At 62.5% G+C, this 20,407-nt stretch carries 17 protein-coding genes; 8 read left to right on the top strand and 9 right to left on the bottom strand.

Annotation, left to right across the window (positions count from 1 at the left end; translation table 11 throughout):
- Window positions 1-10: 10 nt before the first annotated feature.
- Genes sctW through BLQ55_RS05375 form a run of 3 tightly spaced genes read right to left on the bottom strand, consistent with a single transcriptional unit; the run spans window position 11 to window position 3,511 of the window.
- Window positions 11-1,117 (bottom strand): type III secretion system gatekeeper subunit SctW, encoded by a 1,107-nt coding sequence (sctW, locus tag BLQ55_RS05365; protein ID WP_092252803.1) that lies wholly within the window; start codon window positions 1,115-1,117, stop codon window positions 11-13.
- Window positions 1,114-2,769: a type III secretion system outer membrane ring subunit SctC gene (gene sctC, locus BLQ55_RS05370; protein ID WP_092252805.1), complete on the bottom strand. Its 1,656-nt coding sequence runs from the start codon at window positions 2,767-2,769 to the stop codon at window positions 1,114-1,116. Before sctC ends, sctW begins: the two co-directional genes overlap by 4 nt.
- A 4-nt stretch (window positions 2,770-2,773) precedes the next feature.
- Window positions 2,774-3,511 (bottom strand): helix-turn-helix domain-containing protein, encoded by a 738-nt coding sequence (locus BLQ55_RS05375; protein WP_092252807.1) that lies wholly within the window; start codon window positions 3,509-3,511, stop codon window positions 2,774-2,776.
- A 245-nt stretch (window positions 3,512-3,756) separates the two neighbouring features.
- Between BLQ55_RS05375 and BLQ55_RS05380 the strand changes: the two genes are divergently transcribed.
- From BLQ55_RS05380 to cobA, 8 genes are all read left to right on the top strand, one after another.
- Window positions 3,757-4,968: a CmpA/NrtA family ABC transporter substrate-binding protein gene (locus BLQ55_RS05380; RefSeq protein ID WP_092252809.1), complete on the top strand. Its 1,212-nt coding sequence runs from the start codon at window positions 3,757-3,759 to the stop codon at window positions 4,966-4,968.
- A gap of 14 nt (window positions 4,969-4,982) precedes the next feature.
- Window positions 4,983-5,558 carry an ANTAR domain-containing response regulator gene (locus tag BLQ55_RS05385; protein WP_060738484.1) on the top strand — a complete coding sequence of 192 codons (576 nt, stop codon included), beginning with the start codon at window positions 4,983-4,985 and terminating at the stop codon, window positions 5,556-5,558.
- 488 nt (window positions 5,559-6,046) lie between these two features.
- Window positions 6,047-7,258: a nitrate/nitrite transporter gene (locus tag BLQ55_RS05390; protein ID WP_092252811.1), complete on the top strand. Its 1,212-nt coding sequence runs from the start codon at window positions 6,047-6,049 to the stop codon at window positions 7,256-7,258.
- A gap of 9 nt (window positions 7,259-7,267) precedes the next feature.
- Window positions 7,268-8,938 (top strand): bifunctional protein-serine/threonine kinase/phosphatase, encoded by a 1,671-nt coding sequence (locus BLQ55_RS05395; protein ID WP_092252813.1) that lies wholly within the window; start codon window positions 7,268-7,270, stop codon window positions 8,936-8,938.
- Window positions 8,939-9,363: 425 nt separating this feature from the next.
- A complete protein-coding gene (gene nirB / locus BLQ55_RS05400; protein ID WP_092252815.1) occupies window positions 9,364-11,817 on the top strand; it encodes a nitrite reductase large subunit NirB in 2,454 nt (817 codons plus the stop codon).
- A complete protein-coding gene (gene nirD, locus BLQ55_RS05405; RefSeq protein ID WP_018605256.1) occupies window positions 11,814-12,131 on the top strand; it encodes a nitrite reductase small subunit NirD in 318 nt (105 codons plus the stop codon). The genes nirB and nirD overlap by 4 nt, the downstream gene beginning before the upstream one ends.
- Complete coding sequence (locus tag BLQ55_RS05410) at window positions 12,131-14,848, top strand: nitrate reductase (RefSeq protein ID WP_092252817.1); 2,718 nt, start codon at window positions 12,131-12,133, stop codon at window positions 14,846-14,848. The genes nirD and BLQ55_RS05410 overlap by 1 nt, the downstream gene beginning before the upstream one ends.
- A 10-nt stretch (window positions 14,849-14,858) precedes the next feature.
- Window positions 14,859-15,614, top strand: a complete 756-nt coding sequence (gene cobA, locus BLQ55_RS05415) for a uroporphyrinogen-III C-methyltransferase (protein WP_092197524.1) — start codon at window positions 14,859-14,861, stop codon at window positions 15,612-15,614.
- 212 nt (window positions 15,615-15,826) lie between these two features.
- Here the strand turns inward: cobA and BLQ55_RS05420 are convergent, their stop codons facing one another.
- From BLQ55_RS05420 to rraA, 6 genes are all read right to left on the bottom strand, one after another.
- A complete protein-coding gene (locus BLQ55_RS05420; RefSeq protein WP_092166763.1) occupies window positions 15,827-16,861 on the bottom strand; it encodes an OmpA family protein in 1,035 nt (344 codons plus the stop codon).
- Between the two features lie 107 nt (window positions 16,862-16,968).
- Entirely contained in the window at window positions 16,969-17,559 is a 591-nt protein-coding gene (gene sigX / locus BLQ55_RS05425; RefSeq protein WP_092197526.1) for an RNA polymerase sigma factor SigX, read from the bottom strand.
- Window positions 17,560-17,650: 91 nt separating this feature from the next.
- Window positions 17,651-18,475: a mechanosensitive ion channel family protein gene (locus BLQ55_RS05430; protein WP_003199523.1), complete on the bottom strand. Its 825-nt coding sequence runs from the start codon at window positions 18,473-18,475 to the stop codon at window positions 17,651-17,653.
- Window positions 18,476-18,477: 2 nt separating this feature from the next.
- Window positions 18,478-18,723: a hypothetical protein gene (locus BLQ55_RS05435; RefSeq protein WP_014337331.1), complete on the bottom strand. Its 246-nt coding sequence runs from the start codon at window positions 18,721-18,723 to the stop codon at window positions 18,478-18,480.
- Between the two features lie 64 nt (window positions 18,724-18,787).
- Window positions 18,788-19,783: a zinc transporter ZntB gene (locus BLQ55_RS05440; protein ID WP_092197528.1), complete on the bottom strand. Its 996-nt coding sequence runs from the start codon at window positions 19,781-19,783 to the stop codon at window positions 18,788-18,790.
- 25 nt (window positions 19,784-19,808) lie between these two features.
- A complete protein-coding gene (rraA, locus tag BLQ55_RS05445) occupies window positions 19,809-20,300 on the bottom strand; it encodes a ribonuclease E activity regulator RraA (RefSeq protein ID WP_092166765.1) in 492 nt (163 codons plus the stop codon).
- Window positions 20,301-20,407 lie beyond the last annotated feature (107 nt).

The raw sequence follows: 20,407 nt of genomic DNA on the forward strand, positions 1-20,407 counted from the left end.
CGAAACAAGATCATGGCTGACCGCCGCACTGGCGCTGTTCGATGCATTCGTGGGCATAGGCGACGTCGGCCAGGCGGGTGAACTGAATGGCCAGGCGTTGTGGCGCCTCTTCATCGGCAAACAGTGGCGGCGGCAATTGCAGGCTGAGCCGCCGCAGGGTTTGCAGCAACGTCGAACGCTCGCGGTGGGCACTGAGCAGCACAGGCTCGCCCAACGCCCCGAGCAGCAGTTGGTCGAGGTCGTCGGGGTAGGTCAACACGCCGAGCAGGAACACCAGCCATTCGGCCTCATGGGGGTTGTGCCGACAGATCAGCGCATCGCCGAGCACGGCGCCGATAAACAGCCCATCGGCCGAACGCAAGCGCTTCAGGTCGGTCACCCGGGTCAGTAATTGGCCGAACTCGAGGCGCGAGCAACTGGGGTCCTGGGCGCTGATGTCGGTGAGCAACGCGGCTTCGATGAAGGCCAGCACATTCATGCGCTGTGCCGGGCCATACAGGGCGATCCAGTCCTGGTAGCAACCGAGCGGGCCTTCGTCGGACTCGAGGAAATCCCGGTAGGTCTCGCGCAACAGCCCGGCCCTGACGGCCATGCTCTTGCCGAACATCCTGGCCTTGAGCGCGGCGTTGATCCCGGCGTTCATGCGCTTGGGGGAACCTTGGGCAACCACCGTCTGCAAGAGTGTTTCGAGGCGTTGGCGGGTGTGGGTTTCCAGGTTGCGGCGGCGCAACAACGCCCGCAGCACCAGCGCCAGGTCGCTGTCATCGGGGAACAGGCGGCGAGCCATCTGCAGCAACCAGGCCACGGGCTTGTCCGCCAGCCGCGCCAGACCCAGCACCTGGCGGGCCTTGGGCAAGGTGTCGTCCTCCAGCACGCGCTCGAAGGTATCGGTCAGGGTCTCGGACTTGAGTTCGAACAACCGTCGGGCACGGAACTGCGTCAGCGCCGCCGACAACTCGTCGCTGATCTGCACGATGCGCTGCGCCACGGCCGCCGTTGCGCTGTCGTCCAGCGCCACTTCGGCATCGACTTGCGGTTGTGGATGTTCGGCGGCCTTCTCGGCATTCAACCGGGCCTGGGCGGCCCGGCCGCCCATGGAAACCGGCGGCAGAATCATTGCTCGGACATCCGGAAGTACATTCGCCGCACGCGCTCGTGCTGCTCAGGGGTCAGCAACGGCATGCCCAACTCCACCGTGGCGGATTCTAAGGCGTCGCGGATCTCCTTGGGCTGGATCAGAAACACCCGCACCGTGTTGGCCGAGCGGCCCTGGCGATAGCTGAACAATCGGCCGATCCACGGAATCGACCCCAGCACCGGCACGCGGCCGATCTGCTCGCCGTGATCGTCACGGGTGAAGCCGCCCACCAGCAGGCTCTTGCCCTGGGGCACCCGCGCCACGGTACTGATGCGGGTGCGCCCGACCGTCGGCAACGCACCGTGCTGCTCCCCCCGGCCGGGATTCTCGACTTCGTTGCCGTCCTCGATATTGAGCGACATCTCGATCTCGTCGGCCTGGGCGAAACGCGGCAGCACGTTGACCAGGGTACCGTAGGTGATGTGCTGCAGATCGACGCTGCGCTCCCCCACCAGCGGGGCGTAGAACGTGCGGTTGTTGTCGAAGATCGCCGGCACGTTTTCCTGTGTCAGGATCACCGGTCGTGAGACCACGTTCGCTCGGTGGGTGCGTTCCAGCGCCATGACCTGGGTCACGAACGAGGCGCCGTCGAGGGTGGTGGCCGAGCCAGCGTTGAGCGAGGCGCTGAACTGCCCGCCTGACTTCACCGCGCCCTGCCAGTTGATGCCCAACTGGTTGAGCTCATCCTTGTGCAGGTCGATGATCCACAGCGACAACTCGACGTGGCGTTTCGGCGTGTCGAGGGCATTGACCAGGTTCTCGATGAAACGCACCTGCTCCGGCAGCCCCTTGACCAGCAGGCTGTTGGTATCCGGGTAGGCCACCACCCGAATGTTGCCGGCGGCCACCTCGCGGGCAATGATACGTGGGGCCGTCGGGTCCAGGTCCGAAGAGGTGTTCGCCAGGCCTTCGAGGGGAAACACCGGCATCGTCCCCCGCGGTCGCGGTTCGGGGGTTTGCGCCACCGATGGCTCGACCTGTTGCTGCTCGCCACGCAACAACGCTTCGATCACGGTGGCCAGCCCGGGGATGGTCACCTTGTCGTCGCGCAGCTCATATTGGCGGTCGCTGACGAAGGTGTTGCGCACATGGATGACGCCAATCTGCTGCTTGCCCAGCAGCAGTTCCGAACGCTGGTTGTCCATCAACCCGGCCGCCTGTACCACCAGGTCGACATACATCGGCGGACCCGACACATGGAACGTCCGCAGCCCGTCGTGGCGCAATGGATAACGCCCATCGTGCAAGCCCGAACGCCCGAGGAACGCCTGGAGCTTGGCGACGGTCAAGGTCTGCAGCGACATCATCGCGCTCTTGATTTCCGAGGCGTCATACAGATAGATCGCCTGGCCATCGCTGTACCAGATCAACCCCATCTGCGCGCTGACTCGCTCGAACGTCCGTTGCGGCGTGCGCAGATCGAACGTCCCGCCAATGCGCTTGGCCGCTGCGGCCTTGCTGACGATGACCGGCTTGCCCAAGGACCCGGACAACTCGCTGAAAAACGTGCGCGCGCTCTGCTCCCGGGCCTCGAAGGTATACACATTGGCCGCAGCGGCAACGGGTGCCAGCAGCCACGCGCCGTTCAAGCAGAGGAATAACAGGACCCGGGATAACGAACCAGGGATCATCGACTCACTTGCCTGGCAAGTAGGTGATATCGGCCAGGCTGCTGGGGGTAAAACCCACCAGCTCGCGAATCTCCTTGGAGAAATGGGACGACGAGGCGAAGCCGAACTCCAGCGCGACATCGGTCAGCGAGCCGTCCCCAAGGCTCATGTTCAACAACGCCTGGGCCGTGCGCCAACCGCGCAAGGCCGGCTTGGCCGCGCTACCCAGGGCCTGGTGGCAGAGCCGGCGAAAATGCGAGACCGAGACGCCATAACGCTGCGCCAGGGTGGTCAGTTTTTCACTGTGAGTGCCTTGCTCCAGCAAAAAACGCACGAGCCCATAGCTCTCGTGATGACGCAACAGGCGAGCGACAGCGTGATAGGCCTCGGTGCCGTCCATCGCTTGCCCGATGTACCAGCGTTCGAGCCGTTGGCGCGAGCGGACGGTTTCGCCGGCCACCGGCAACAAGGCCCATGGCAGCGCGTCCAGCCGTTGCCCGACATCCACCAGGGCATCGCTCATATCCAGGAACGCCTGCAGCTTGACCAGCGTCGCTTCGCACACCGGCGTGACCTGCAACTTGCCGCCACTGAAGCGCAGCGAATCGCCCTGCACCACCAAACCCTCCCAACCGACGGGCAGGCAGTGGCTGCGGCCCACCTGTGCAGCATTGAGCTGAACCGGGGACTGGGCCACGCGCAGGTGCAGCACGCGTTCGCCCAGATCAGGCAAGACCGTGGCGCGAATTGATTTGTCCTGCATACCGTCTCCTTTGCGACGCGGCGTTGGAAGGAACGACAGGATGAAAGACCCGACGCCTGGAATCTTGATGGAAAGGTGATGAGGGCCGGGCTGGCATATGCCTTGCACCATTACTGTTCATCGGCGCCCATGCCGGTGGCCAAATGAGTGCCAGACTGATTGAAGGGACAATCGCGGCGTTTCCGGCCCGGCTCTGGCATTTGGCTCGGACACGGCGCTTTTTTTATGTGTAAAGGTGAAGCGCGATGAATGAAGTTCCAGCCACCCCCCTGGCCTGGGTCAATGGCAGCGATGCCCCGGAAAAGAGCGCGGTCAACCTCGGTTTCATGGCGTTGAGCGACTGCGCCCCGGTGGTGGTCGCCGCCACCCAGGGCTTCGCCCAACCCTACGGCCTGACCCTGAACCTCAAGCGCCAGGCATCCTGGGCCAACCTGAGGGACAAACTGGTCAGCGGTGAAATCGATGCCGCCCACAGCCTGTATGGCCTGGTCTACGCTGTGCACCTGGGCATCGGCGGGGTCGCAGCGACCGACATGGCGGTACTGATGGGGCTGAACCAGAACGGCCAGAGCATCAACCTGTCCCATGGCTTGCAGGCCCAGGGCGTGACCAGTCCTGAGGCACTGGAACGGCACGTGCACCAAACTCGCCCGAAACTGACCTTCGCCCAGACCTTCCCCACCGGCACCCACGCCATGTGGCTCTATTACTGGCTCGCCGCCCAGGGCATCCACCCCTTGTCGGACGTCGACAGCGTGGTGGTGCCGCCGCCACAAATGATTGCGCACCTGCAAGCCGGGCGCATCGACGGGTTTTGTGTCGGCGAACCGTGGTGTGCCAGCGCAGTGAAGCAGAACCTCGGTTTCACCCTGGCGACCACCCAGACCATCTGGCCCGACCACCCGGAAAAAGTCCTGGGCTGCACCCGGGCGTTCGTCGAGCAATACCCCAATACCGCCCGGGCCTTGGTGATGGCGATCCTCGAAGCCAGCCGCTTCATCGAACAAAGCAGCGAAAACCGTCGCAGCACCGCGCAACTGTTAAGTGCACCCGAATACCTCGACGCCCCGCTGGACTGCATCGAGCCGCGCTTGCTGGGAATCTACGCCGACGGTTTGGGCAACAGCTGGCAGGATCCCCACGCCATGCGCTTCCACGGCAATGGCGAGGTGAACCTGCCATACCTGTCCGACGGCATGTGGTTCATGACCCAGTTCCGTCGCTGGGGCCTGCTGCGCGAAGACCCGGATTACCTGGCCGTGGCCCGGGACGTCCAGCAGCTCAAGCTGTACCGTGAAGCCTGTGCGGCGCTGGACATCGCGCCCCCGGGCCAGGACATGCGCAGCAGCCAACTGATCGACGGCATCACCTGGGACGGCTCGGACCCGGCCGGGTACGCCCGCAGCTTCAAACTGCACGCCTTGAGCGATGCGGCTCCCCTTCTCGCCAGCCGCTGACAGGAGCCACGACCATGTTGCGTATCCTGCTGATCAACGACACCGCGAAAAAAGTCGGCCGCCTCAAGGCCGCCCTGATTGAAGCCGGCTTCGAAGTGATCGACGAATCCGGCCTGACCATCGACCTGCCGGCGCGCGTCGAAACGGTGCGTCCGGATGTGATCCTGATCGATACCGAGTCACCCGGGCGCGACGTGATGGAACAAGTGGTGCTGGTCAGTCGCGACCAACCACGACCGATCGTCATGTTTACCGACGAGCACGACCCCAATGTGATGCGCCAGGCGATCAAGTCGGGCGTCAGTGCCTACATCGTCGAAGGCATCCACGCCGCGCGCCTGCAACCGATCCTCGACGTGGCCATGGCCCGCTTCGAAAGCGACCAGGCCCTGCGCGCCCAACTCCTGGCCCGGGACCAGCAACTGGCCGAACGCAAGCGCATCGAACTGGCCAAGGGCATGTTGATGAAGATGAAGGACTGCAACGAAGAACAGGCCTACACCTTGATGCGCCGCCAGGCCATGAGCCGCCAGCAGAAGCTGATCCAGGTGGCGGAGCAGATCATTGCCATGAACGAGTTGCTCGGCTGAAAGCCTTGTAGCGCCTGGCCTGGCGCCATCGCGAGCAGGCTCGCTCCCACAGGTCCAGGGGTGAACACAATATTTGCGAACACCCCCAACCAACTGTGGGAGCCGAGCTTGCTCGCGATGGCGGCCCTGCATTCAACATCACCTTTAACTGACCTACCGCTATCGCGAGCAGGCTCGCTCCCACTGGATCCGAGGGTGACCGCAGCTTCTGTGAACACCGCAAATCCATTGTGGGAGCGAGCTTGCTCGCGATAGCCCTCACGCCAATCCCTACTGTTGGCACAGATCTCGCTTAAGCAAACCCACAGGTAACCAACGGCGGTTGCCCCACCTACGACAAAGACGTCGCACACCCTCCTTGCCTCTCTGGCGATCCGGGTTGCGGCGTTTTTTTGTTTTGGCTCTTCGGAGCCGGTGGTGCGACCACAGACGGCGCACTGCCCTAAGCACTGACTCATTTCTCGAGACTTTTACAGCTGAGGTGCGCGATGAATTCAAGCTTCTGGAAATCCGGCCACACCCCGACACTGTTCGCGGCCTTCCTTTATTTCGACCTGAGTTTCATGGTCTGGTACCTGCTCGGTCCACTGGCGGTGCAGATCTCCGCCGACCTGCACCTGACCACCCAACAACGCGGCCTGATGGTGGCGACGCCGATCCTGGCCGGTGCCGTACTGCGCCTGTTCATGGGCCTGCTGGCCGACCGGATTTCACCGAAGACTGCCGGCATGATCGGCCAGGTGATTGTGATCGGTGCGCTGTTCTGCGCCTGGAAACTGGGCATCCACAGCTACGAGCAAGCCTTGTTGCTGGGCTTGTTCCTGGGTGTGGCCGGCGCGTCGTTCGCCGTGGCCCTGCCGCTGGCCTCCCAGTGGTATCCGCCACAGCACCAGGGCAAGGCCATGGGCATCGCTGGCGCCGGTAACTCGGGCACCGTGCTCGCGGCGTTGATCGCTCCGGTGATGGCGGTGGCCTTCGGCTGGACCAACGTGTTCGGCTTCGCGCTGATCCCCCTGGTGCTGACCCTGGTCCTTTTCGCCTGGCTGGCCAAGAACGCCCCCGAGCGGCCGAAAGCCAAATCCATGGCCGACTACCTCAAGGCCCTGGGCGATCGTGACAGCTGGTGGTTCATGTTCTTCTACAGCGTGACCTTCGGTGGTTTCATCGGCCTGGCCAGCGCCCTGCCCGGCTACTTCAACGACCAATACGGCCTGAGCCCGGTCACCGCCGGCTACTACACCGCCGCCTGCGTCTTCGGTGGCAGCCTGATGCGTCCCTTGGGCGGTGCCCTGGCGGACCGTTTCGGCGGCATCCGCACCTTGCTGGGCATGTACACCGTGGCGGCGGTCTGCATCGCGGCGGTGGGCTTCAACCTGCCGAGTTCCTATGCGGCCCTCGCCCTGTTCGTTTGCACCATGCTCGGTTTGGGTGCGGGCAACGGCGCAGTGTTCCAACTGGTGCCCCAACGCTTCCGCCGCGAAATCGGCGTGATGACCGGGCTGATCGGCATGGCCGGCGGCATCGGCGGCTTCGTCCTGGCGGCCGGCATGGGCGCGATCAAGCAAAGCACCGGCAGCTATCAACTGGCCCTGTGGCTGTTCGCCAGCCTCGGTGTCCTGGCCTGGTTCGGCCTGCACGGCGTCAAGCGTCGCTGGAGAACCACTTGGGGTTCGGCCGCCGTCACCGCGGCTCGGGTATAACCTGCAACCATGAGCCTGCGATTGAGCTTCGCCGAAGCCAGCGCCATAGGCCCGCGGGAAGAAAACCAGGACGCCCTGCGCCTGGTCACCCCGGCGCCGGCCCTGGCCGCCAGCAAGGGTTACCTGTTCGCCATCGCCGACGGCGTGAGCCAATGCGCCGATGGCGGGCTCGCCGCCCGTTCGACCTTGCAGGCCCTAGCCCTGGACTACTACTCCACACCGCAAACCTGGGGCGTGGCCCAGGCACTGGATCGATTGCTGCTGGCCCAGAATCGCTGGCTGCAGGCCAACGGTGGCGGGCAACCGTTGCTCACCACCGTCAGTGCCCTGGTCCTGCGGGGCCGACGCTTCACCCTCGCGCATGTCGGCGATTGCCGGGTCTACCGCTGGCACGCCGATCACCTGCAACGGGTCAGCGAAGACCACGTCTGGGAACAGCCGGGCATGCAACATGTGCTCAAGCGCGCCCTGGGCCTGGATCAGCACCTGATCCTCGACTTTCTCGACGGTGAACTGCGCCCCGACGAAACCTTCGTATTGCTCAGCGATGGTGTCTGGGCGGTCCTGGGGGACACGGCCATCGCCGGCATCCTGCGTGACCAGCCGGACCTGGACCTGGCCGCGCAGACGCTGGTCAACGCCGCGCACCTGGCCGGCAGCCAGGACAACGCCAGCGCCTTGTTGGTGCGGGTCGATGCGGTGGGCGAAGCCAGCATCGGCGATGCCCTGATCCAGTTGCAGCAATGGCCCCTGCCGCCTGCGCTTAGACCGGGCCAGGTCTTCGAGGGCTGGCAGATCGAAAGCCTGCTCGGCCACAGCCAGCAATCGTTGCTCTACCGGGTACATGACGGCCAAGGCCAACCCTGGCTGCTGAAAACCTTGCCCGTGCAGCTACGGGACGACAGCCGGGCCGGACAGGCCTTGCTCTCGGAAGAATGGTTTCTCAAGCGGGTCGCCGGGCGGCAGTTTCCCGAAGTCCATGGCGTTCCCCAGCGGCAGCATTTGTACTACGTGATGCGGGAATACCCGGGGGCGACCCTGGCCGAGCGGTTCAACCAGGGCGGGCCGCTGCCCCTGGCCCAATGGCTGGAGCTGGCGCAACGCCTGGTGCGGGCCGTGGGCCTGTTGCATCGAAGGCAGATCTACCACCGCGACATCAAGCCGGAAAACCTGCACCTGGGCGACGACGGGGAATTGCGCTTGCTGGACTTTGGGTTGGCGTATTGCCCGGGCCTGTCCGAAGACCAGGCCAACGTGCTGCCCGGCACCCCCAGCTACATCGCCCCGGAAGCCTTCGGCGGCACCGCGCCCACGGCCCAACAGGATTTGTATGCCGTCGGCGTGACCTTGTATTTCCTGCTGACCGGGCATTATCCCTACGGCGAAATCGAAGCCTTCCAGCGCCCGCGCTTCGGTGTGCCGGTCAGTGCCAGCCGCTATCGGCCGGACCTGCCCGAATGGCTCGGGCAAAGCCTGGAACGCGCCGTCGCCGCAGACCCGGAACAACGCTTTGAAACCGCCGAGGAGTGGCTGTTGCTGCTGGAACAGGGCGAGCGCCGCAGCTTGAGCGTAAGGCCCAGGCCATTGCTGGAGCGCGAGCCGCTGAAGGTCTGGCGGACGTTGGCGCTGGTGTCGTTGGTGGTGAATGTTGTGCTGCTGTTTTTGGTGTTTCACAGCTGAGACCCGGTCGCGCCTATCGCGAGCAAGCTCGCTCCCACAGGTTGTGTGTCCACCACAGATCCAGTGTGGGAGCGAGCTTGCTCGCGATGGCGGCTTGCCTGTCACTACACATCTATCGCCCCACGCTCCATTACCGGGCAACCCGCTTTGATTCGGTGCAATAAATCGCTCTTCAACTCGACTCACCCGCCCGCCCTTCAACAAATCCGCGCCTTCCAGCCACTTGGCACAACCACTGCATAACCGCTCTCACCATACATAAAGCAACGCCTCCAACGATGAAGGCGGTGCTTCCCGAGAGAACGGGACCAGGACAAAGGCGTCCTCGCTAGCTTGCTAGCGGGACGCCTTTTTTTGTTTTCGTAAAAATTGCCGAGCCAGTCCGATCGCCGTGACGAAACGGGCCTGGCTTGCGGAGAACCCTGATGAAAAAACTCAAACTGGTGATGATCGGCAACGGCATGGCCGGGGTTCGAACCCTTGAGGAACTGCTCAAGCTGAGCAACGAGCTGTACGACATCACGGTGTTCGGCGCCGAGCCCCACACCAACTACAACCGCATCCTGCTCTCGCCCGTGCTGGCCGGTGAGCAGACGTTCGAAGAGATCGTGCTCAACGACCTGAGCTGGTACCTGGACAACGACATCAAGCTGCTGCTCAACCGCAAAGTGGTGGAAATCGACCGGGTCAAGCGTCGGGTCATCGCCGAAGACGGCAGCGAAGCCGAATACGATCGCCTGCTCATCGCCACCGGCTCCACCCCGTTCATCCTGCCGATTCCCGGCAACACCCTGGACGGCGTGATCGGCTACCGCGACATCGCCGACACCCAGGCGATGATCGACACCGCCAAGACCCACAAGCACGCCGTGGTCATCGGCGGCGGCCTGCTGGGCCTGGAAGCCGCCAATGGCTTGAAGTTGCGGGGCATGGACGTGACCGTGGTGCACCTGGGCGAATGGCTGCTGGAACGGCAACTGGACAAGACCAGCGGCCAATTGCTGCAAACCGCCCTGGAAAACCGTGGCCTGAAATTCCGCCTCAGCGAGCAGACCCAGGCCTTGCACGACGCCGGCAACGGCCGGGTCGGCTCGGTGCAGTTCAAGAACGGCGACATCATCCCCGCCGACCTGGTGGTGATGGCCGCCGGCATCCGTCCCAACACCGGACTGGCGGAAAAATCCGGCATCCCGTGCAACCGTGGGATCCTGGTCAACGACACGATGCAGACCTACGACCCGCGCATCTACGCCATCGGTGAATGCGCCAACCATCGCGGCACCGCCTACGGTTTGGTCGCACCGTTGTTCGAACAGGCCAAGGTCTGCGCCAACCACCTCGCCCAACTAGGCTTCGCCACTTACAAGGGCTCGGTCACGTCGACCAAGTTGAAAGTCACCGGCATCGACCTGTTCTCCGCCGGGGACTTCATGGGTGGCGAAGGCACCGAGACCATCACCCTTTCCGATCCCATCGGCGGCGTCTACAAAAAGCTGGTGATCAAGGACGACGTGCTGGTCGGTGCCTGCCTGTACGGCGATACCGCAGATGGCGGCTGGTACTTCCGCCAGATCCGTGAAAACCACGCCATCGGCGAAATCCGCGATCACCTGATGTTCGGCGAAAACGCTTTGGGCGATGTCGGCCACCAAGGCCAGGACAAAGCCATGAGCATGGCCGACAGTGCCGAAGTCTGCGGCTGCAACGGCGTGTGCAAGGGCACCATCGTCAAGGCGATCCAGGAACACGGGCTGTTCAGCGTCGATGACGTGAAAAAACACACCAAGGCCGCCAGCTCCTGCGGCTCCTGCGCCGGCCTGGTGGAGCAGATCCTGATCAATACCGTCGGCGGCGCGGCGGACGTCAAGCCGAAAAGCGAAAAAGCCATCTGCGGGTGCAGCGACCTCAACCACGGCCAGATCCGCCAGGCGATCCGCGACCAGCACCTGCTGACCATCGCCGGGACCATGAGCTACCTGAACTGGCGTACCCCGAACGGCTGCGCCACCTGCCGCCCGGCGCTGAACTACTACCTGATCTCCACCTGGCCCGGCGAAGCCCAGGATGACCCGCAGTCGCGCCTGATCAACGAGCGCGCCCACGCCAACATCCAGAAAGACGGCACCTACTCCGTGGTTCCGCGGATGTGGGGCGGCGTGACCAATCCCTCCGAGCTGCGGCGCATCGCCGACGTGGCCGACAAGTACAACGTGCCCATGGTCAAGGTCACCGGTGGCCAGCGCATCGATTTGCTGGGGATCAAGAAGCAGGACCTGCCCGGCGTCTGGAAAGACCTCGACATGCCGTCCGGCCACGCCTACGGCAAATCCATCCGCACCGTGAAGACTTGCGTGGGCAGCGAGTTCTGCCGCTTCGGCACGCAGAACTCGACCCAACTGGGCATCGAGCTGGAGCACGACTTGTTCAACATGTGGTCGCCCCACAAAGTGAAGCTGGCCGTTTCCGGCTGCCCACGCAACTGTTCGGAAGCCGGGATCAAGGACGTCGGCATCATTGGCGTCGACTCCGGCTGGGAGATGTACATCGGTGGCAACGGCGGGATCAAGACCGAGGTCGCCGAATTCTTCGTCAAGCTCAAGACCGCAGAGGAAGTGCGCGAATACAACGGCGCCTTCCTGCAACTGTACCGCGAGGAAGCCTTCTACCTCGAACGCACTGTGCACTACATGCAGCGCGTTGGCATGGAGCACATCAAGAAGGCCGTGCTGGAAGACCCCGTGCGGCGCAAGGCCCTCCACGAACGCCTGAAGTTTTCCCTGTCGCTGGAGCAGGACCCTTGGAAGCAACGCCTGGAACAACCGCATTTGAAGAAAGAGTTCGAGGTCATCCCCGTGAAAAACCTGGAGGTGCCGGCATGAACTGGTTGGATATCTGCGCACTGGAAGAGATCAACATCTTGGGCTCGCGCATCATCAATGGCCCCAAAGGCGATATCGCGATTTTCCGCACCAGCGACGATGAAGTGTTCGCCCTCGATGACCGTTGCCCGCACAAGGGCGGTCCGTTGTCCCAAGGCTTGGTCTACGGCAAGCGCGTGGCCTGTCCGCTGCACAACTGGCAGATCGACCTGGAAAGCGGCCAGGCCCAAGCCCCCGACGTGGGCTGCGCCCATCATCATTCGGCCCGGGTCGAAAACGGCCGGGTGCAGTTGGCCCTGCGGGACGCAAGCTGATGAACCGCCAGATCACGGCCTCGACCTGCTGTTATTGCGGGGTCGGTTGCGGCGTGCTGATCGAGCATGACGACGAGCGCATCCTCGGCGTCAGCGGCGATCCCGCCCACCCGGCCAACTTCGGCAAACTGTGCAGCAAGGGTTCCACCCTGCACCTGACCGGCGACCTCGCCGCCCGCGCCCTGTACCCGGAGCTGCGCCTGGGCAAAGGCCTGGCACGGGCCCGCGCCGATTGGGACAGCGCCCTGGATCACGCCGCCAGTGTCTTCGCCGAGACCCTTGTCGAGCACGGCCCCGACAGCGTGGCGTTCTACATCTCCGGCCAGTTGCTGACCGAGGATTACTACGCCTTCAACAAACTCGCCCGGGCGTTGGTGGGCACCAACAACATCGACAGCAATTCCCGGCTGTGCATGTCCTCCGCCGTGGTGGGCTACAAGCGCAGCCTAGGCGCCGACGCCCCGCCCTGCAGCTATGAAGACCTGGAGCTGAGCGACTGTGTGATGATCGTCGGCAGTAACATGGCCTACGCCCATCCCATCCTCTTTCGCCGACTCGAAGAGGCAAAATCCCGCCGGCCGCAGATGAAAATCATCGTCATCGATCCCCGGCGCACCGACACCTGCGACCTGGCGGACCTGCACCTGGCGATCCTGCCAGGCACCGATGTCGCCTTGTTCCATGGGATTTTGCACCTGCTGCTGTGGGAAGACTGGGTCGACCGCGACTTCATCAAGGCCCACACCGAAGGTTTGGCGGACCTGAAGAACCTGGTACGCGACTACACCCCGGCGATGGTTGCCCAGCTGTGCGGCATCAGCGTCGAACAACTGCACCAGTGCGCCGAATGGGTCGGCACCTCGCCAAGCTTCCTGTCGTTGTGGTGCATGGGCCTGAACCAGTCCACCGCCGGCAGCGCGAAAAACAGCGCACTGATCAACCTGCACCTGGCCACCGGGCAAATCGGCCGGCCGGGGGCGGGCCCCTTCTCGCTGACCGGCCAACCCAATGCCATGGGCGGACGGGAAACCGGCAGCCTGTCGAACCTGCTGCCGGGCCACCGCGAAGCGGCCAATCCGGAGCATCGCGCCGACGTCGCCCGTTACTGGGGGGTCGAGCAATTGCCCGCCACCACCGGCTTGAGCGCCATCGAGCTGTTCGAGCAAGTGCGCAGCGGCAAGATCAAGGCCTTGTGGATCGCCTGCACCAACCCGGCCCAGTCGATGCCGGACCAGACAGCGGTACGCGAGGCCCTGCAAGCCTGTCCGTTCGTGGTGTTGCAGGAAGCCTTCCGGACCACCGAAACCGCCGCCTTTGCCGACCTGCTGCTGCCGGCAGCCAGCTGGGGCGAGAAAGAAGGCTCGGTGACCAACTCCGAACGACGTATTTCCCACGTCCGTCGGGCCATCGGCGCACCGGGTGAAGCACGGCCGGACTGGGCAATCACAGTGGATTTCGCACAACGCCTGGAGAAACGTCTGCGCCCGGGCCAACCCAGCCTGTTCGCCTTCGACACCCCGGCCCAACTGTTCGATGAATACAAGCAGCTGACCCGTGGCCGCGACCTGGACTTGTCCGGCATCAGTCATGCCCTGATCGACCGGCTCGGCCCCCAGCAATGGCCCTTCCCGGATGGCGCCACGGTCGGGACGGCGCGCCTGTACGTGGACGGGATTTTCCCGACCGACAATGGCCGAGCGCGCTTCGTGGCCGATCCCTATCGCGCCGCCCAGGAACTGCGTGACGCCCGCTACCCATTGACCCTCAACACGGGCCGCTTGCGTGACCAGTGGCACGGCATGAGCCGTACCGGTACCGCCGCGCAGCTGTTTGGGCATGTGAACGAAGCCGTACTCAGCCTGCACCCCGATGAACTGCGGCGGCATCGCCTGCAAGCGGGCGACCTGGTCAGCCTCAAGAGCCGTCGCGGCAGCGTGATCGTGGCGGTGGACAGCGACGACAGCGTACGCCCCGGCCAAGCGTTCCTGCCCATGCACTGGGGGGATCGATTCCTAAAGGGCGGCGTGAATACCCTGACTCAACCGGCTTTCGACCCCTTGTCGAAACAACCGGAACTCAAGCACAGCGGCGTGCGCCTGGAGCCGGTGAACCTGCCTTGGCAGCTTTTCGCCTTGATCGAAGGCGATGTTCAACAGCATCTGGAGGCGCTGCGCCCCCTGTGCGAGGCGTTTTCCTACGTCAGCCTGAGCCTGACCGGCCGTGAGCGTCCCGCGTTGCTAATTCGCGCTGCCAGCGCCGTCGCGCCCGAACCGCAACTGCTCCAGGCCATCGACGAGCAATTGGGCCTGATCGACGGGCCGGTGCTGGCCTATGACGACCCGCGTCGCGCCATCGGCAAACGGGTGCGCATCGAAAACGGCCGCATCACCGCCATTCGCCTGGCCGGCGAAACCCTGGCTCGACACTGGCTGCAGAACCTGTGGCTGGAAGGCCGTGCCGATGAACAGCTGCGGCGCTGGCTGCTGGCGCCTTTGAGCGCACCGCCGGGCAATGTCGGCGCCGCAACGGGTGGCAGCAAAACGCTGTGCAACTGCATGAACGTCAGCCAGCGTGCAATCTGCGCAGGCATTGAACGTGGCTTGGACTTGCAGGGGCTTAAACAGGAACTGGGCTGTGGCACGCAATGCGGTTCTTGCGTACCGGAAATCAAACGCCTGCTGGTTACCACTGCGCAACCGCTGGCGGCTATCTCGTGAGGAAAACACTATGAACGCAAAAGTCTGGCTGGTGGGTGCAGGTCCCGGTGACCCTGAATTGCTGACCCTCAAAGCCGTGCGCGCCTTGGGCGAGGCCGACGTGGTGTTGATCGACGACCTGGTCAATGCGGCGGTGCTGGAACACTGCCCCGCGGCGCGCATCATTGCCGTGGGCAAGCGCGGCGGCTGTCGTTCCACCCCCCAGGCCTTCATTCATCGGCTGATGCTGCGGTATGCCCGCCAGGGCAAATGCGTGGTGCGCCTCAAGGGCGGCGACCCGTGCATCTTCGGCCGCGGCGGCGAAGAGGCACAGTGGTTGCGCGAGCATGGCGTCGAGGTGGAGCTGGTCAACGGCATCACCGCCGGCCTCGCGGGAGCCACCCAGTGCGATATTCCACTGACCTTGCGCGGGATTGCCCGGGGCGTGACCCTCGTCACGGCCCACACCCAGGACGGTAGCCGCCTGAACTGGCAAGCCCTGGCCCAAAGCGGCACGACACTGGTGGTGTACATGGGCGTGGCGAAACTGAGCGAGATCCGTGAGCAGTTGCTGGCCGGTGGCCTGGCGGCGAACACGCCCGTGGCCATGATCGAAAACGCCTCCCTGCCCCACCAGCGTGATTGCCGCAGCGACCTGGCCTCGATGGAAGCCGATGCCAGCGCCTTCCAGCTCAAGAGCCCGGCGATCCTGGTGATTGGCGCGGTGGCCGGTGCTGCCGAACTCACCGCCTCACAGCCGGCGTGGGTTCAGGCTTCGGCGCTGTAACCAACAACACCCAACCCTATGTGAAAGCGAGCTTGCTCGCGATAGCGTCGGGTCAGCAGCATCCATACTGGCTGACACACCGCTATCGCGAGCAAGCTCGCTCCCACAGGTTTTGTGTTTAACCAACTGTTTTTGCGGCAACGCCCCTTTTCATAAATCGCAGGCAAAGAAAAGCCCGGCCTGGGCCGGGCTTTTCCAAAGCTGTGGGCTAATTACTTAGCTTGAGCTTCAACCTGCGCTTCTACGCGACGGTTAACTGCACGACCAGCTTCAGTGGCGTTGTCGGCAACTGGGCGGGTTTCGCCGTAGCCAACAGACTGAACGCGGGACGATTCAACACCGTACTGGTTGGTCAGAACTTGCTTGACGGCGTTTGCACGACGCTCAGACAGTTTCTGGTTGTAAGCGTCAGGACCGACGGAGTCAGTGTGACCTTCAACAGTAGTGGTGGTGGATGGGTACTGCTTCATGAAGTCAGCCAGGTTCTTGATGTCGCCGTAGCTGTTAGGCTTGACGACCGACTTGTCGAAGTCGAACTTGACGTCCAGCTCAACACGAACGACTTCGGCAACTGCTGGGCAGCCATCAGCGTCAACGGTTACGTTGGCTGGGGTGTCAGGGCACTTGTCGACGTTGTCGCACACGCCGTCGTTGTCGCTGTCGGAGCAGACTTCAGCCGGAGCTGGAACTGGAGCAGCAGCAGGCTTGGAGCCGCCACCGAAGTTCACACCGATACCGACGCTTGGCGCCCACTCGGTGTCGCCCTGGTCGATGTTGTACTGAGCTTCAACGCCGGCACGGGCGTAGAAGTTCTCGGTGAAATACAGCTTGGCGCCGCCACCAACGTTGGCGAAGGTAGAACGGTTACGACCGTTGCTGCCATTCTGGTCGATGCTCTGGTCGGAGAAACCGGCCGAAACGTAAGGACGCAGCATGTCGCCTGGGTTGTTGAAGTGGTACAGGGCGTCCAGAGCGGTGTTGGCGCCCTTGACGTTAGTGCCGTCGTCGGTACGTGCGTTGTGCACTTCGTCGTAGGCCAGACGCAGTTCAACGTCGTCGGTCAGAAAGTAACCAACCGAACCGCCGAACAGGTTGCCGTTGTTCTTGAAGTTACGAGCGCTGTCGAATTGTTCTTTCTTGGCGAAGCCTTCGATTTCAACTGCGCCTTGGCCTTGTGCCAGAGCGCCGAACGAAGTGGCAGCAATCAAAGAACCAATGGCAAAGCCCAAGGTGTTTTTCAGTTTCATCCGTTAAATCCCCATCTGGTGATTGTGAAGCAGTCCCGCAAACCGGGGGACAACTCGGCGGCAAGTCTATCAGAACTTGCCTACGCGTAAGAGATATTTGCGCCGAACTAAGTTTCAGCAATGCCCGCAAATTTCTCACGCAATTTGTCAAGAGCGCGCTTGTAACGCATTTTTGTCGCGCTCAAACCCATGTGCATTATGTCTGCGATCTCCTGGAATTCCAGCTCTGCGACAAATCGTAGCACCAGAATTTCCCGATCGATCGGGTTTACATGGACCAGCCAGCGATCGAGCCCACCCTTTTCCTCGGGCTTGGGCGCCTTATCTTCCGACGCTTCCTCGAGAGGGTCCAGGCTCAACGCGTCCATCAAGCGACGCTTTCGCCGTTCCTTGCGATACTGCGTGATGCATTCGTTGTACGTGATGCTGTAGAGCCAGGTCTTGAACTTCGATTTCCCCTCGAAGTTCTTCAGGCCATACAGCACCTTCAACATCACCTCCTGACAGACATCGTCAGCATCACGATCGTTCCCGAGATAACGCGCACAAACGTTAAATAAAGTTCTCTGGTAGCGACGCATCAACTCTTCATAGGCGCGTGTTACGTGGAACAGCTCCGTATGCGCGCGCGCGACCAACTCCTCATCGGAGAGATCACGGGGGTCGTAGCGCGTGGATAGCGATTGGGGTTTGTTCAAAACAAGTCGGGCCGACAGTCTAGGTCAATGTGCGCCGCAGCCTGTGCTAGCAGGCATTTCGCGGCGGCATACATTAGCAGGGTTTGCCGGGTTAGCGGCTACTCACATGCTGTTCCAGCAGGATCCGATTGGAAAGCGACACCAACTCGCCCTCCTCGGTCAGCAATGTGGTTTTCACCGTGCCGATCTCCTCGATCTGGCCTTCGACCTCGCCAACACGCACTTGTTGCCCAACCTCATACAATTCACGCACATAGATTCCCGCAAGAATCTGACCGGCGATTTCCCGGCTTCCCAATCCCATTGCCAGCGCAACCGCCAGACCAACGGTAATCAATACGATCACGATCACGTGGTTGAGCAGGTCGGTCTTGACCTCCAACTGGCTGATCGCCACCGAAATACTGATGATAATCACCAGGCCCTGGGCGATACGCCCCACGCCAGCGGCATAGTCCAGCCCGACGCCTTCGGCCGCACCGCGTACCAGCCCATTGGCCAGTTGTGCCAGCAGGACACCCACCAGCAACACCAGCGCGGCACCAAAAACCTTCGGCAAATACAATGCAAGCATATCGAGCGTAGCTGAAACTCGCTCAAGGCCAAGGGATTCCGCTGCGGAAACCAAAAAAATCAGCAATACGAACCAATAGACGATCTTGCCGACCAGGGTCGAGATCGGCACCTGGATGCCGCCACGGGACAGCAACTTGGTCAGGCCGGTGCCGCCCATCAGGCGATCGAGGCCCAGCTTGGCGAGCAACTTGGACAGCAACGTATCCAGCAGCTTGGCCACGACAAAACCCAGCAACAACACCACTAGCGCCCCGAAGAGGTTCGGGATGAAGTTGGCTACCTTGGTCCACAACGCAGTCATTGCCGTGACGAGGCTCTGGGTCCAGAGATCAAGTTCCATATTCAATCAGCCTTATCAGCGGTGCGAGTAACAGGTTTACGACGGGAAACCGGCGAGACATGGGCCGATCCGTTATTCAGGGCGATCATCAGCGCGGGCAACCAGCGGCCCAGCAGGCTGAACAGATCGCCCGCGCCGACCTGGCGGTTGGCGGTTTTCAGTACACGTCCCAGGCATGCATCGTCGTCCCGGCTGGACGGCGAAGCCTTGAGCATGTCGCGCAAAGACTGTTCAAACGGATCGTGCATACGCACCTCTCGTGATGTCTGTGGAAGACGCGATCAAATTTCGTCGGGTCACATGAAACCCCTGTCATACCCAGCGCAAACGACGGAACAACCACCACTGTCCCAGTGCCACGCAGATCATCAACAGGCACGCGAACATGAAACCGTAGGGGCTTGCGGAAAACGGAATGCCGCCGACGTTGATACCCAAAAGGCCGGTGAGAAAACTCATTGGCAGGAAAATCCCGGTGACGATGCCGAAGCGGTACATGGTGCGGTTCATGCGCACCGAAAGGCGCCGGTCTTCGGCCTCCAGCACAAGCCCCACGCGCTCTCGAGTCAGTTCCAGCTCCTCGAGGTAACGGGTCAGGCTGTTGTTCAATTCGTTCCAATAGTCGCCGTCGTCATCGAAAAACCAGGGCAGCTTGAGCCGCGTCATCTGGCCGAAAATGTCCCGCTGTGGCGCCAGGAATCGCTTGAGTCCGGCGGCCCTTCGACGGATGTGCAAAATGGCGTCGTGCTCGGGGGTATACCGTTCGTCGGTATCAAGCTTTTCTTCCTCCCCGTCGACGATTTCGGACAGGCAAGTGACCAGGTCCTGCACCTTGTTGGTGAGGTATTGCGCCATATAAAGGATGAGTTCAGAGGCCGTTTTCGGCCCCTTGCCCTCGGCCAGTTGCGCCAACAATTCATCGGTGGCGCGCAACGGACGCAGGCGCAGGGAGATCACCCGCTGGGCGGACGCGAAGATCCGTACCGACACCATGTCTTCCGGCTCGGCACCCGGGTTGAGGTTGATCCCCCGCAGGAACAGCAGCAGTTCAGCATTGGGCAACGGCAACAAGCGCGGCCGGGTGTTCTCTTCGAGCAGCAGGTCGCAGTTGAATTCGCTCAGGCCGCTGGATTTGCGCAGCCAGGTGTGGGTTTGCGGATGACTGCGATCCCAGTGCAGCCACAGGCTTTCGTGGGCCTGCAACTGCAAATCGTCGAGTTCGGTCCGGGCTATGGAACGCGCGCCGCCTTTACCGTCCAGCACCAGGGCATGCACCAGCCCCCATTGCGCGTTTTCTTCCTCGAACATCCTCATCCCTTATGGCTGTGGCGCTTCATTCAGGCATTTTCAGCGGGCTTGGCGAAACGATCACGCCGTTGTTGTCGGCATAGACATACTCGCCCGGGCGGAACGTCACACCGGCAAAGGTCACCGCCACATTGAGATCGCCGATACCGCGCTTGTCGGTCTTCATTGGATGGCTGGCCAGGGCCTGGACGCCGAGGTCGGTCTGGGCGATGACGTCGACGTCGCGGATGCAACCGTAGATCACCAGCCCTTCCCAGCCATTTTTCGCGGCTTTTTCCGCCAACATGTCCCCCAGCAGTGCCCGGCGCAGGGAACCGCCGCCGTCGACCACCAGCACCTTGCCATTGCCCTTGAGTTCAACCTGCTCCTTGACCCGCGAGTTGTCCTCGAAGCACTTGATGGTCACAATTTCACCGCCGAAGGAATCGCGGCCACCGAAATTGCTGAACATCGGTTCCAACACCTGCACCAGTTCCGGGTAGGCGTCGCACAGATCGGGCGTGAGGTAATGGTTCATCGAACAACTCCTGAAAGGCTGGAACGTCAGACTGAATGAGCAACCGTTTGTGACTGGAACTGCTTGAAGCGTCATATCTTAGCCGCAAGCCGACCGGAGCGAAATGC

The organism is Pseudomonas sp. NFACC13-1, assembly GCF_900104425.1.
Lineage (GTDB): Bacteria > Pseudomonadota > Gammaproteobacteria > Pseudomonadales > Pseudomonadaceae > Aquipseudomonas > Aquipseudomonas fluorescens_AA.